The sequence below is a fragment of the Haloferula chungangensis genome (genome assembly GCF_042664875.1).
In the GTDB taxonomy this organism is placed as follows: domain Bacteria; phylum Verrucomicrobiota; class Verrucomicrobiia; order Verrucomicrobiales; family Akkermansiaceae; genus Haloferula; species Haloferula chungangensis.
This window is the reverse complement of the sequence record NZ_JBHTBS010000003.1, coordinates 546,501-559,424: the sequence shown is the minus strand read 5'-3', so window position 1 is coordinate 559,424 and position 12,924 is coordinate 546,501. Positions and strand designations below refer to the sequence as shown.

Sequence of the window (12,924 nt, the reverse complement as noted above, 5' to 3'; positions counted from 1 at the left end):
ACGCAGCTTCAACTCGATGTCCCAGCGCTGCGCGTAGAGGGCGGAGAGCTCGAGCCAATCGTAGCTCTCGTGGTCGGTCAGGGTGGTGGCCAGCACCATGCGGCGCTTCTTGCCATCGCGGTCCTCGTGCCACAAAAAGATGCCCAAAAAGATGCCAGGCAGATGCCCAAAAAGATGCCAGATGCCCAAAAAGATGCCAGATGCCCAAAAAGATGCCAGATGCCCAAAAAGATGCCAGGCAAACAGTGATTGACTCGCTGATATTTTCTTGATAGAAAGTTCGCAACGTGATGAAAACCAAAGAGCAAGAAGTGATTGATCCGGTTGAAAAAGCAGGGCTGGCAACTGCTCCGGTTCCGGGCGGATTTCGGCGTGGGAAGGGGCTTGGGCGAAGGCGGATTCTGGGGATGGATGGCCAGTCGAATTGCTATCACGTGATGAGTCGAACGGCTGGTGGGGAGATGCTCTTTTGGGATGTCGAAAAGGAGGCGTTTCTACGGGTGATGCGTCGTTTAGAACGCTTTGCAGGAGTGGAAATTCTGACTTTTGCGGTGATGAGCAATCACTTTCACCTTCTCGTTCGCGTACCGGACCGGGCGAGGTTTCTGCTCCGATTCGAGGGGCCAGAAGGTGAAGAGAAGCTGCTTGAGCATCTGACCCTTCTTTACTCGAAGGCTTATGTGATGGCGCTCAGGCATGAGCTTTCCGATTTGCGCTCGAAGGGCATGAATGGGCCAGCGGAGGAATTGCTGGAGCGTTATCGGAGCCGTTTCTGCAATCTTTCGCAGTTCGTGAAAGAGCTGAAGGAGCGCTTTTCGCGCTGGTTCAACAAGCATCATGGACGGCGGGGAACTCTGTGGATGGACCGCTACAAAAGCGTGCTTGTGCAAGATGGCGATGCGCTAAGGACGATGGCGGCTTACATCGATTTGAATCCTGTTAGGGCGGGCCTGACGAAGGACCCGAAGGATTACCGCTGGTGTGGATATGCGGAGGCGGTCGCAGGGTCGAAACGGGCTCGGCGTGGGCTTTGCCGGGTAGTGGATTCGCCGCTTGATTCGTGGAATGACAAGGCCGGGGCATCGAATCTAACAGCTTCCGAGTGGTATCGCTGCTGGTTGTTCGGGGAAGGTGTGGAGGTTGAATCGTCTGCGTTTTCCTCGGGGCGGAAAGGGATTTCGACGGATGCTGCGAAGAAGGTTTTGGAGACCGGAGGGAAGCTGAGTTTGTCGGAGTTGCTGAGGTGTCGTGTGAGGTATTTCAGCGATGGGGTGGCGATTGGGAGTCGGAGTTTTGTGGAAGGGGTGTTTGCTGAGCGGCGGGAGCATTTCGGAGCCAAGCGGAAGAATGGAGCGAGGAAGGTGAAGGAGGTGGAAGGATTGGAGATGTTCTCGCTGCGGGCGCTGAGGATCAAGGCGGTGGAGTGAGGCAGTGAGCAGAGGGCTGTGAGCGGTTTGAATTGCCAGCTTGGCTTTGGGCCGCTTGGATACCCGCGCACCAGCCGATGGCCGATAATTCTCCGTCCCAATCCAAACGTTCCGTGTTCTTTCGCCGACTGGCGAGCACACTCGGATTATGGGCGCTTGTCGCCGCCGGACTCTGGAGCCAGCAGGCCTGGGCCTATGTCGGTCTCGTCGGCTTGTTGACCCTGCTCTCGACGATCGAGTATTTCCAGATGCTCAAGCAGAGCGGGACGAAGTGCTTTCCGCGATTTGGCATCGGGCTCGCGCTTGCCTACTGCGGGCTGCTTTACTGGTTGCTTCTAGGTGATGGGAAATTGGGCTCGGGCGGAGGAGTTTCCCTGCCGGCAGACTACGATGGCGCGGCGGTATTTCTGGCGGCGGCCGGGGCCTTCACCTTGCAGCTCAGGCATCCGCTGCGTGGCTTGGAACCCCTTCAAACGGTTGCCTTCACGGTGCTCGGCTTTGTCTATGTCGCGCTGTCTTTCAATTTCACGGCGCGTCTCGTGTTTCTCGTTCCAGGCGATGGCCAGGTTCCGGGGGCGATGATGCTGCTGTGGCTGATTGCGGTGACGAAGTTTACCGACATGGGAGCCTACATTACCGGCTCGATGATCGGAAAGCGGAAGATGATTCCGCATGTGAGTCCGGGGAAGACCTGGGAAGGATTTTTTGGGGCGCTGTTCTTCGCGCAGCTCGCAGCGTGTGGACTGTTTGCAATGATGCCTAACAAGCTCGCAGCACTCGGTGGCTGGCCGCACGTGATTGCGCTTGGCTTCATTCTGGCCCTGCTGGCCGTGGTCGGTGACCTGGCGGAAAGCATCGTCAAGCGCAGCCTCGGAGCAAAGGATTCGGGCAGGATGCTGCCGGGAATCGGCGGTGCCCTCGACCTGATCGATTCGCTCTGTTTCACCGCGCCGGTGCTCTACTTTTATTTGAAATGGGTGACGCTGTGAGGAAAAAGGTGGTGCTGTTAGGGTCGACCGGGTCGATCGGATGCTCGACTCTGGAGGTGGCGAGGCAGATTCCGGACCGGGTGGAACTGGTGGGGCTCGCGGCGAATGCCAGCGTGGGAAAACTCGCCGAGCAGGTCCGCGAAACCGGTGTGAAGCATGTGGCGCTGGCCGACGCTTCGAAGGAAGCTGAGCTGCGGGATCTGTTGCCGGAAGGCGTGAAGGTCTACATCGGCAACGAAGGTCTGATCGAGCTGGCGACGCTGTCCGGGGCCGACGTGGTGCTGGTGGCCATTGTCGGCACGGCGGGCTTGGAACCGGCGCTGGCAGCGATCGAAGCCGGCAAGGACCTGGCGGTGGCGTCGAAGGAGATTCTGGTGATGGCGGGCGAGATCGTGACCGCTGCCGCTGAGAAGCGCGGGGTGAAGATTCTGCCGGTCGATAGCGAACACAATGCGATTTTCCAGTGCCTCGATGGCCATCGGGGAGGGGCAAGGGAAGTTTCGCGGCTGATTCTAACAGCTTCGGGTGGACCCTTCCGGACCTGGCCCGCGGAGGACCTGAGAAAGGTCACCCTTGAGCAGGCCCTGAAGCATCCGACATGGGAGATGGGCCGTAAGATCACCATCGATTCGGCGACGCTTTTCAACAAGGGACTGGAGATGATCGAAGCGCGCTGGCTTTTCGGGATCGGCATGGAGCGCATCGATGTGGTGGTGCACCCGCAGAGCATCGTGCACTCGATGGTCGAGTTCGTGGATGGCTCGGTGCTGGCGCAGTTGAGCCGGACGGACATGTGCTTTCCCATCCAGTATGCGCTGACCTGGCCGGACCGGGTTCGTGGGGGCCTGAAGCCTCTGGATTTCGGCGAGTTGGCAAAGCTGGAGTTTGAGAAGCCGCGCGACGATGTTTTTCCAGCGCTTGGATTGGCGCGGCGGGCGGGACTGGAAGGCGGCACTTTGCCCGCGGTTTACAACGCAGCAAATGAGATCGCCGTGGACGCATTCGTTGCCCGGCGGATTGGCTTTACCGACATCTGGAGTGTGGTCGGTGAGGCGATGGACGCGCATCAAACCGGTGCCGCGGACTCGCTGGATCGATTGATCGATGCCGACGCCTGGGCGCGCATGAAAACGACAGACTTGCTTGGGGCTTGCCGAGCCTGATTCGGCAGCTAGTTTTCGGAGCGTGAGGAACTCGATGGTGCTGCTCCTGCTCGGAGCGATTTCCGCAGAAGGGGTGATCCTATACGGATCCGGTGACCCGGTGATCAATCGCGAGGTCGCGCCGGGAGGCGCATTGAGCGGGTCCGGTTGGCAGTATCAAGGGGAGTTCGGAAACTTCATGGGAACGATGATTTCCCCAAGTCATTTCATCACGGCCGCACACATCGGTGTATCGAGCACCTTCATTTCCAAGGGATATTTCAACGGAGGAAGCGACGTCGTTTACAATGTGGATAGCTCCGCCAACGGTGGGGTCGGTTACTGGAACGTCGCCGGAACAGACCTGAGGATTTTCGCAGTCACGGGGACTTTCACCTCCTACGCACCACTCTACACCGGGAGCGATGAAGTCGGGAAGGACCTGGTCGTCATGGGCAGGGGAACTCAACGTGGTGCCACGATCGACCTGCAATCGGTCACGAAAGGATGGCAGTGGGGGCCTGCTGACGGGGCTTCGCGCTGGGGTACCAATACGGTGGCCGCGACGATCACCCAAGAAGGCGCTGACTACCTTCAAGCCGATTTCGACGCGACAGGTGGAGCCAACGAAGCTCATCTATCCGTCGGCGATTCCGGAGGGGCGCTTTTCATTCAGGACGGGGGAAGCTGGAAGCTGGCCGGTATCAACTATGCCGTTGATGGCAAATGGGACTTCAATGACACCGTCGGCGATGGTCAGGAGTTCGACGCGGCCTTGTTCGACGCCGGGGGGCTTTATCTGGGGAGCGATTCCGAAGGGTGGACCCTGGTTGCCGACGGGACTGATGATGCGCCGAGCAGTTTTTATTCGACGCGCATCAGTAGCTACCATTCCCAGATTGAGGCGATTACGGGGATTCCTGAGCCGCGTGTCGGCATTCTGACTCTTGCACTTCTTCCGTTGCTTTCGCGTCGCAGGCGTTGACGTCGGCGGGGTGATGGGGTCCCATCGCCGGGATGTCGAAGGAATCGGGAAAGAAAGGGAAGGTTAGCGGCTCGATGAAGTGGCTTTTCGGCTACCTGCGTCCCTATCGGGCGATTTTCATTCCTTCGTTGCTCGCGCTCTTTGTCACGGCGGCTTTGTCGCTGGTCTTTCCTCTGATTTTGAAGGATCTCATCGGGGATCCTGCGGATGCCTGGAAGAATGGGGTGGATGCGCAGACGGTGAAGGACGGGCTCGATCAGAACATGAAGTGGCTGGTCGGAGCCCTGTGTCTGCAGGCCTTTATCGCATTCTGGCGAGTACTCGGTTTCATGAAGTCCGGGGAGGCGGCACTCAATGATTTGCGTCGAGATCTCTTCGCCCACATGCTTCGGCTTCCCGTTTCCTTTTTCCAGGACCAGCGATCGGGAGCCCTGAGCACTCGGGTAGCGGGTGACCTGGGAGTCGTCCGCGAAACCCTGATGAACACGGTGCCCCAGATGGTTCGGCAGCTGGTGATCCTGGTGGGCGGCCTAACAGCAGTGTTCTTTTTTTCGTGGAAGCTTGCATTGGTGATGCTGGGAAGCATTCCGGTCGTCGTTCTGGCGGTGGCAGTTTTTGGGCGAAAGGTGCGGGCGAGGTCAAAGGAAGCTCAGGATGCCTTGGCGGATTCGGGGACGGTGATCGAAGAGTCGGTGCAGAGCATTACGGACGTGAAAGCCTTCGGGAACGAGGCCTTCGAGGAGCATCGCTATTCGTCGGCGCTTGACCGCTTTTTCGCCGTGACTATGAAGGGGGCTCTGGCTCGCGCGTTCTTTCTCTCGTTCATCATATTCGTGATGTTCGGGACCATCGCGTTCGTAACGTGGTATGGAGCAGGCATGCTGGTTCGCGAAGAGTTGAGCCAGCGCGACTTCGTTGCCTTTATCCTCTTCAGCATTTTCGTCGGCGCATCACTGGGGTCATTTCCGGAAATCATCTCGCAGCTGCAAGCCATGAGCGGTGCAAGCGAGCGGATTCGGGAAATCCTTCAGGATGAGACGGAGGCATCAGGGGGAGAAAAAATCACCGGTTTGACCGGTGCTTTGGCCTTCGAGGACGTGGCATTTCGCTATTCATCAAGACCGGAGCAGGCGGTTATAGACGGCTTGAACCTGGAGGTTGAACCCGGGCAACGGGTGGCGTTGGTGGGGCCATCAGGGGCCGGCAAGTCGACAATTTTCTCGTTGATCCTCGGCTTTCATCGGCCGGGGGCTGGAAAGGTGACGTTCGACGGTCGTGACGCAACGACGCTAGATTTGGCGTCGCTTCGCTCGCAGATCGCGGTGGTTCCTCAGGAGGTGCTGCTCTTCGGCGGCACAATCTTGGAGAACATCGAGTATGGCCGGCCCGGCGCGACCAAGGAAGAAATCGAGGCGGCGGCGAAGGAAGCCAATGCCCATGACTTCATTATGTCGCTACCTGAGGGTTACGCGACGATGGTAGGACCTCGGGGAGTGAAGATTTCCGGCGGTCAGAGGCAGCGCATCGCGATCGCAAGAGCGATCCTCTCCGATGCCCGCATCCTGCTACTCGACGAGGCGACCAGCGCGCTCGATACTGAAAGCGAACGACTCGTCAATGAGGCGCTTGAACGACTCATGAAGGGGCGCACCAGCCTGGTCATTGCGCATCGGCTCTCCACCGTCCGCCATGCCGATCGGATCCTAGTGATCAACCACGGCAAGCTGGTGGAAAGCGGAACTCACGACCAGTTGGTAGCGATGCGGGGAACCTACCGACTTCTTGCCGAGACCCAGCTGGCCTGACCCCAGGATTACTCCAGTTCTTCCTCGGTCTCGTCAAGATACGAGTCTTCGCGTCGCGGTTCGAGGCGTCGCTCCGCCGAATGGCGACTTAGCAGGTAGTAGGTGACTCCCGCGCCAATCGAGGCGACGAGTGAGATCATCACCAAGGATCGGGTGGAGATGTCAACGTTACCAATGGTTTCCCGAGTGCGGTCCAGCAATGAGTTGCTGGACGGGTGAATGTAGTGCATTGCCCGTCGTTTGATGCTACGTGGCGTCATAATGTCTGGATAGTTCATGTTAGTCTTTGGGGTGGGATGTCAAAAAGCTTCTACAATGGCTTCGAGGCCGCAGATGCTTGAGAGCACATCGGAGCGTGCAGCTTCGAGCATGGGAAGGTGGGACGGCAAGGTTTCCGAATCCTTGCACGCGTGTGCCAACGCGCGATCGAGCTCCCTTTCGCTGCGGATGCATTCCGAGATGATGGGTGAAACATCATCCCTCGACACCCCGGATTGGAATTCGAGGTTCCATCGGCGATCTTTTGCTTCGGTGCTACCTTCCTGATCGACCTTTTGGCCCTGCTCCGCGATGGCGTCCTTGATCGTTTCGATAATCACGCTTCGGCGGCGCGAGATGGTCCGAAGTTCCTCGGCCAGGGCCCGATGATCTACCAGCTCCGCAGCTTGTTGGTAGCCGTCCCGTGAATCGATGTAGCGGGTCAGCACCTCCTGGAGTTCGGGCGCATCACTGAGCTGGCGGTGGCTCACGCTGGTTGCTTTCATAGGACTTCACCATTCGCAGACCTTATGCCGTCATGAGGAGGACCATCCTCCGATGCGAATCACTCTTGATGGGGGTAGCCGGGAATGGCTGGTGATCAGCGACTCGAGGCCATTCAAACAACTTTCGTGCGGAAACCACACTCTCTTGGCGAGGCGTCCTCGGACTGTGACGATGAGTGCAAAATGCAGCTTCGTCGTGCATCATGGAGATGAATCATTCGTTCTGCCATGCGGCTTTGGTTCGCCAGCGATGCTGGAAGCACTTGATTTCGCGCGGATACCATTGTGCCGCGATCTCGGCACAGCGTGTGCGAGATGGAGATGAACGCCGCAGTTGCCTGTTTGAGCAGGCGCTGCCATGCGCAATCCGAAATATTAACTATCGATCCCACCATGAATGATTCTTATTCAACTGCCGAGGAAACCGCCGACAATGTTGCCTACACCGCCGAGAAGGAAGCTGCGAAGCATAAGCTTGAGGGGGCGAAGAAACATGTCAGTCATATTGCCGAAGAAGCCAAAGAAGCAGCACGTGATCTGGGGAGCGCCGCAAAGATCGGTGCTTCAGCACTGCGGGACGCTTCTCGCTCGCGGGTTTATTCAGCACGTGATCTCGCCTCTGACCGCGCCTTGAGTGCACGTGATGACCTCGAATCGAGGGTGCGCCGCGAGCCGGTGAAATACATGGGCATCGCGCTCGGAACAGGATTTGTTCTGGGTTGGCTGTTCCGAGGTTGAGTTCCAGGTCGAGAGGATGACCCGTGGCCACGGCCATAAACGCTAACGGAACTGAATTCGGAACCGACCTGATCCGATGACAGGTTAGAGAGAGAAGGCTCGTGTTAAGCTTTCTCCTCTAACCTGTTGTTGGTGAGATGTGCTGCCGCTGCGGCGTTTAGGACCCAACCTTGGAGAAGAGATCCTCGGGCCAGACCTCGATGTCCAGGTTTCGCTCACCCCGAATCAATGATTCAAGGGCGGAAACAGCGCGTCTGGCATCGCCGATCGGGCGCGAGAAAAGGTTCCAATGATCCGAGTCTTCTCCATCATGATTCGGAATCACGGCGGCGAAGCGGTACGCCTGCTGCAGCTCCTCAAAAATCGATCCGGAGCGTTCTTCGATATCATTAAGCTCCGGAAGACTGAGGGAGGCAGATTTTTCATTCGATCGTCGCAACAGACGCTGGCGTGACAGGTTTTGCAGCTGGCGCTCGAAGCGTTCAGCCGAGGATTCGAGGATTTCGGAGATCTCTCGTAGAGAAAGAGGTGACAGGAATACGTCGATGATCGTGATCTCCGGGGATTTGAATTCGTCGCGCAGGTTTAAGGCGATGTGGTGATTGCCTTCATAAAGAACATTTCCCTGATGGATAAGCTCGTGCATTTCCACCAGATCCACGGCCTGCAATTGATCCCGAACTTCGAAGACGCGGTACCGGTCGTCGTCGCGGAGTGCCTCGATTTCCTTCCTGCTGCGGAAGTGGTAGTCACGTCCATCGACTTCGTCGGCCCTGGGAACCCGCGAGTGATAGAGCACGGGCGACTGCGTCCCTTTCATCAATTCCGGATGCAGTCTTCTGAGCGCCTTCACGAGCGGGGATTTGCCCGGATGGTCCACTGACGATCACAAACCGTGGGTTGTCATTTTTCATGGCGGGTTTTTCGGGTTCACTCGATAGGGTTGATCGCCCGCTCTCCCGACGTGTTTCCGGGGAGACCGGGCGATCGTGAAGGCGCGTCGGCGGAGTTTCTCACGCGCCCGGTCGATCCCAGAAGCGCAACTTTCGACAGGTCTCGATAAAGATGCTGGCATCCTTGGTCTTCATTAGAGGAATGAAGCCGTCGTCCATCTTCTTATCGAGTTGAAGGTCTTTGAGTAAGGTTTCCGCTTCGCGGGAATAAGCGATGAATTTGTAGTGCGCGAATGCATCCGCGAGGAAGTCACGAGCGGCGGGTTGCTTGGCGAGTTCAGTGGCACCCTCCTCGGAAACAAGGATGGCAACCGCGTCATAAAGCACCGAAGGACCTCCATCCAACTTCTCATCACCGACGATTCTTTCGCCGTCATCTGCAATGACGCCGCCGACCTTTGGGGCGACGACTTCGATGGTGGCACCCTCCTTTTCTGCTGCGGATTTGAGAGCTTTAAAGACTTTATGACGAAGCCCATCAGTCACCAGTACTCCGACTTTTCTGCCCGAGAAGGAACCTGGACCATTCTGCAAAATGCTTAGGGCGGGCGATTCTGGGAGATCCGTGATGGGTTGGCGAGCCGGCTCCGAAGCTTCAGGAAGGTCCATTCCAAGACCATTGGCAACCTTCTCAGCGAGACCACGATCCACGTTGAGAAGGTTTGCCATCAAGCGCGTGCGGATCCCTTCGGTTTTAACCTTGCTCAGTTCGAAGACCAGAGCTGAGACCATATGCTCTTGTTCAATGGGCGTCTGGCTGATGTAGAATTGGCGGGCCTGACTGTAGTGATCGGCAAAAGTCTCGGATCTCTGCCGGACTTTGACGCTGTCATCTTCAGCTGGCTCCGGATAGGATTTGAAGCCGGCATCGCTCTCCCGGGGTCCACGCTCCTCGCCCTCCCAGGAGTTCGGTTCGTAGTTGGCCCGGCCTTTCGGGTTATGCATTGCCATATGTCCGTCCTGCTGGAAATGGCGCATGGGGCAGCGGGGAGCATTGACCGGGATATGGGTGAAGTTCGGGCCGCCGAGGCGTTTGAGCTGGGTATCGAGATAGGAAAAGTTCCGGCTCTGGAGAAGCGGATCGTTACTATGGTCGATGCCGGGGACGATGTTCTGGGTGCAGAAGGCGACCTGTTCTGTTTCCGCAAAGAAGTTGTCCACAACCTGATCGAGCACGAGACGACCGATCGGGCGAACCGGCGCGAGTTCTTCAGGGATTAGTTTGGTGGCGTCGAGAATATCGAAGGGGAATTTGTCGACGACCTTCTGTGTAAGGATTTGGATGCCGAGTTCCCACTCGGGGAAATCGCCGTTTTTGATGGAGTTCCACATGTCCCGGCGGTGGAAATCAGGGTCGGCTCCGTTGATTTTGACCGCTTCATTCCATACAACCGATTGCATGCCCTGTTTCGGCTTCCAGTGGAATTTGACGAAGGTCGATTTTCCCTTCGCATTGACCAGCCGGAAAGTATGGACGCCGAAGCCTTCCATGAAGCGCAGAGAGCGAGGGATCGCCCGGTCCGACATGATCCACATGATCATGTGGGTGGCTTCCGGCATGAGGGACATGAAATCCCAGAAGTTATCATGAGCGGTCTGAGCTTGGGGGAAGCCGCGGTCGGGCTCCGGTTTTGCCGCATGGATCAGGTCCGGAAACTTCATGCCATCCTGAATGAAGAAGACCGGGATATTGTTTCCGACCAGGTCCCAGTTCCCCTTCTTTGTGTAGAATTTCACCGCGAAGCCTCGGACATCGCGCGCGAGGTCGGGAGAGCCGGCGCTGCCGGCTACCGTCGAGAATCTGACAAAGGTCTCCGTCTTCTCGCCGGCGCGTTGGAAATGGTCGGCGCAGGTGAGATCGGAGAGGTTATCATAATTCTCGAAGTAACCACGCGCTCCGTAGCCTCTGGCATGAACGACACGTTCGGGGATGCGCTCGTGGTCGAAGTGGAAGATCTTCTCCCGGTGGACCTGATCTTCGAGCAGGCTCGGGCCTCGGGTGCCCATCTTGAGCGAGTTCTGGTCATCGCTGATGGGAACGCCCTGCTGAGTGGTCATGATGTCATCATCACCATACGCCTTTTGGTGATTCTCGCCGCCGGCAGCCAGACCGGTGAAGGGGCACTTGCCCACACTTGGAGAAGAGTTGGAGGAACTCTCTTTAGGACTGGCGGATTTCTGTTTGCTCGATGGTTTTTGCTGAGATTTTTTCATGGTCAGCGTAACCACTATCCCGAATCAACTTTTCGGCAAACGGAAAGAAGTCATTCGATGGGAGATTTTTCGTTTCGTGTCTGCCCGGTTTCCAGGGGAGTTATACCACAGTATTACCATCTCTCCGCCAGCATCAATGCCATTGATGTCAAACCGGAACACTATCTGAAAATCGGTTTCATGCAAGGTGCACGGTCCAAGATGCATCGTGCATGATATGATGGAAATTTACGCCTGTCTTTCAGAGGCTTTCCTGAGAAGCGAAATGCCGGATCACTCGCTTGCCGGTGCAATGACATTGTAGCGGAGGATGTCACCCATGAGTGGGCGACCGTCGGCGTCGGAAGCGTGTTTCAGGTTGATGGTGTAGAGACGCTTGGTATCAATGCGGGGAAGGGTGATGCGGAGGGTTTGTCGGTCGTCTGACAGGGTGCTTTCAACCGGGTTGACTTCCTTGAGGTCGATTTTCGCCGAGCCGTATCTGGCGTGGTAGTCGTAGGTGTGACGAGAGACTTCAAGTCCGGGAAGTTTCTCGCCGAGTGGCTGGTTGAAGTGGATCTCGAAGCCATTCGCGAGGAGCTTGACGCGATCTACGATGAACATCGTATTCCCAAGCCAGTTGATCTTGCGCATGCCCTCGTCGCCGGCCCATGTGAGGTGGGTCTTTCCGACCCATAGCGAGCCCTTTTCATCGAAGGCGAAGCGGTGGTTGCCGATGCCCATGGCGGTGGAGGAAAGAAAGGGGATGGCGGTGCCCTGGGTAGTTCCGCCAACGACCTCCGGAAGAAAGCGGATGAGAGTCGGCTGGTTCATGTCGCCAATGATCAGCTCGCCTTTAGGCAGGCCGAATTTTTCCGCACCGACGGTAGGAATCGGCTGGGTCGGGGAGTTGGCGAGCTCCCCCCTGGGGGAAGAGTCCGGCGGCGCGGGTGCGCATGGATTCGAGTTCCTCGACGGGTACTTCGAGCGGGTTCCGGGTCCAACCTTCTTTCCAGATGAGCGAGGCGGGGTGACCACGCCGGCGGGGTCAGTCCGTGAATCGTTGCAGAAGTAATTTCTCCAGCTTCTCCGCTTCCCTCATCAAGGCCTTCTCGGACCTTACCCGCGCTACCGAACGGCTCACTCTTGTCGGGTGGCCCACACAGCCTGTCGGCCACCCAATCACGCGAAACCGAGATCATCTTGCGCAGCAACCACACCAGCATCGCCTTCTCCTCCTGATAAGCGCCCCTCCCCTCCAATCCGACACGTTTTTCAGGAACTCCAAGCTCCTTCATCACCAGCCGGGTAGTCCGCCCCGCTTCCACCTCGTCGTGCGCACGCCTCACCGCCAGCCATTCTTACTTCCCGCAAACCTCCTCCATCCGGTCCAGCCGTTTCAGCCGTTTCAGCCGTTTCAGCCGTTTCAGCCGTTTCAGCCGTTTCAGCCGTTTCAGCCGTTTCAGCCGTTTCAGCCGTTTCAGCCGTTTCAGCCGATCCCGATCCCGATCCCGATCCCGATCCCGATCGCCCTCGAACACGTTTCGCCCGCCATCTCCGCGCGCCACCACGTGGTAAATCGCCCCTGCCGCCTCGTAGCGAGCCTGCCTTGCCATGTGAAACCCAGCCAATCAGCACGATCTTACGAAGAGTTAATGCCACTTATCACGGACTGACCCGAATGGCACTGTTTTAAGCCGGATCTCGGTGGCTTTGGTGTGATCCGTCCGCCGGAGCGAGCCTGTCCTGATTCTACATAATCCTTACGGTGGTAGCGATTGAGAGTGGCAAGCGGATCGGAATTCCTTGATTTCTTGAGGATTCCTGGCCCGACAGGCCGCTTAAAACAGCGCCATTCCGGACTGACCCCTTCTGGACCCCTTCTGAAATCCTTGTCAAATTAACGATCCCGCCGCCATTCTCTACCC

The 12,924-nt window shown here is 57.5% G+C and carries 13 protein-coding genes; 6 read left to right on the top strand and 7 right to left on the bottom strand.

Going from position 1 to position 12,924, the window contains the following annotated elements:
• Positions 1-345 (bottom strand): hypothetical protein (locus tag ACFQY0_RS09060; protein ID WP_379711486.1); only part of this gene is annotated, 345 nt, incomplete at its 3' end.
• A gap of 92 nt (positions 346-437) precedes the next feature.
• Here ACFQY0_RS09060 and ACFQY0_RS09055 point away from each other — a divergent pair.
• From ACFQY0_RS09055 to ACFQY0_RS09035, 5 genes are all read left to right on the top strand, one after another.
• Positions 438-1,427 carry a transposase gene (locus tag ACFQY0_RS09055; protein ID WP_379711484.1) on the top strand — a complete coding sequence of 330 codons (990 nt, stop codon included), beginning with the start codon at positions 438-440 and terminating at the stop codon, positions 1,425-1,427.
• Between the two features lie 113 nt (positions 1,428-1,540).
• Positions 1,541-2,416, top strand: coding sequence for a phosphatidate cytidylyltransferase (locus ACFQY0_RS09050; RefSeq protein ID WP_379711482.1), 876 nt, complete (start codon positions 1,541-1,543; stop codon positions 2,414-2,416).
• Positions 2,401-3,579: a 1-deoxy-D-xylulose-5-phosphate reductoisomerase gene (locus tag ACFQY0_RS09045; RefSeq protein ID WP_379711481.1), complete on the top strand. Its 1,179-nt coding sequence runs from the start codon at positions 2,401-2,403 to the stop codon at positions 3,577-3,579. The genes ACFQY0_RS09050 and ACFQY0_RS09045 overlap by 16 nt, the downstream gene beginning before the upstream one ends.
• 22 nt (positions 3,580-3,601) lie before the next feature.
• Positions 3,602-4,543, top strand: a complete 942-nt coding sequence (locus tag ACFQY0_RS09040) for a trypsin-like serine protease (protein WP_379711479.1) — start codon at positions 3,602-3,604, stop codon at positions 4,541-4,543.
• A 32-nt stretch (positions 4,544-4,575) separates the two neighbouring features.
• Positions 4,576-6,348 (top strand): ABC transporter ATP-binding protein, encoded by a 1,773-nt coding sequence (locus tag ACFQY0_RS09035; RefSeq protein ID WP_379711478.1) that lies wholly within the window; start codon positions 4,576-4,578, stop codon positions 6,346-6,348.
• Positions 6,349-6,356: 8 nt separating this feature from the next.
• Here the strand turns inward: ACFQY0_RS09035 and ACFQY0_RS09030 are convergent, their stop codons facing one another.
• Both ACFQY0_RS09030 and ACFQY0_RS09025 read right to left on the bottom strand, forming a co-directional pair.
• A complete protein-coding gene (locus ACFQY0_RS09030) occupies positions 6,357-6,608 on the bottom strand; it encodes a hypothetical protein (protein WP_379711477.1) in 252 nt (83 codons plus the stop codon).
• A gap of 39 nt (positions 6,609-6,647) precedes the next feature.
• Positions 6,648-7,112 (bottom strand): DUF2383 domain-containing protein, encoded by a 465-nt coding sequence (locus ACFQY0_RS09025; protein WP_379711475.1) that lies wholly within the window; start codon positions 7,110-7,112, stop codon positions 6,648-6,650.
• A gap of 393 nt (positions 7,113-7,505) precedes the next feature.
• Between ACFQY0_RS09025 and ACFQY0_RS09020 the strand changes: the two genes are divergently transcribed.
• Positions 7,506-7,850, top strand: coding sequence for a hypothetical protein (locus ACFQY0_RS09020; protein ID WP_379711474.1), 345 nt, complete (start codon positions 7,506-7,508; stop codon positions 7,848-7,850).
• 157 nt (positions 7,851-8,007) lie between these two features.
• On the opposite strand, the gene ACFQY0_RS09015 is transcribed toward ACFQY0_RS09020, so the two are convergent.
• From ACFQY0_RS09015 to ACFQY0_RS09000, 4 genes are all read right to left on the bottom strand, one after another.
• The gene (locus ACFQY0_RS09015; RefSeq protein ID WP_379711472.1) at positions 8,008-8,730 is read right to left on the bottom strand and encodes a hypothetical protein; all 723 of its coding nucleotides are present in this window, start codon (positions 8,728-8,730) and stop codon (positions 8,008-8,010) included.
• 133 nt (positions 8,731-8,863) lie between these two features.
• Entirely contained in the window at positions 8,864-11,017 is a 2,154-nt protein-coding gene (locus tag ACFQY0_RS09010) for a catalase (RefSeq protein ID WP_379711471.1), read from the bottom strand.
• Between the two features lie 273 nt (positions 11,018-11,290).
• Positions 11,291-11,830 (bottom strand): hypothetical protein, encoded by a 540-nt coding sequence (locus tag ACFQY0_RS09005; RefSeq protein ID WP_379711469.1) that lies wholly within the window; start codon positions 11,828-11,830, stop codon positions 11,291-11,293.
• 527 nt (positions 11,831-12,357) lie between these two features.
• Positions 12,358-12,612 (bottom strand): hypothetical protein, encoded by a 255-nt coding sequence (locus tag ACFQY0_RS09000; RefSeq protein WP_379711467.1) that lies wholly within the window; start codon positions 12,610-12,612, stop codon positions 12,358-12,360.
• Positions 12,613-12,924 lie beyond the last annotated feature (312 nt).

Coding starts and splice junctions, on each gene's coding strand:
- ACFQY0_RS09055 (WP_379711484.1), top strand. CDS start 438: ATGAGTCGAACGGCTGGTGGGGAGATGCTCTTTTGGGATGTCGAAAAG.
- ACFQY0_RS09035 (WP_379711478.1), top strand. CDS start 4,576: ATGTCGAAGGAATCGGGAAAGAAAGGGAAGGTTAGCGGCTCGATGAAG.
- ACFQY0_RS09010 (WP_379711471.1), bottom strand. CDS start 11,017: ATGAAAAAATCTCAGCAAAAACCATCGAGCAAACAGAAATCCGCCAGT.
- ACFQY0_RS09005 (WP_379711469.1), bottom strand. CDS start 11,830: ATGAACCAGCCGACTCTCATCCGCTTTCTTCCGGAGGTCGTTGGCGGA.
- ACFQY0_RS09030 (WP_379711477.1), bottom strand. CDS start 6,608: ATGACGCCACGTAGCATCAAACGACGGGCAATGCACTACATTCACCCG.
- ACFQY0_RS09045 (WP_379711481.1), top strand. CDS start 2,401: ATGGGTGACGCTGTGAGGAAAAAGGTGGTGCTGTTAGGGTCGACCGGG.
- ACFQY0_RS09000 (WP_379711467.1), bottom strand. CDS start 12,612: ATGGCAAGGCAGGCTCGCTACGAGGCGGCAGGGGCGATTTACCACGTG.
- ACFQY0_RS09020 (WP_379711474.1), top strand. CDS start 7,506: ATGAATGATTCTTATTCAACTGCCGAGGAAACCGCCGACAATGTTGCC.
- ACFQY0_RS09025 (WP_379711475.1), bottom strand. CDS start 7,112: ATGAAAGCAACCAGCGTGAGCCACCGCCAGCTCAGTGATGCGCCCGAA.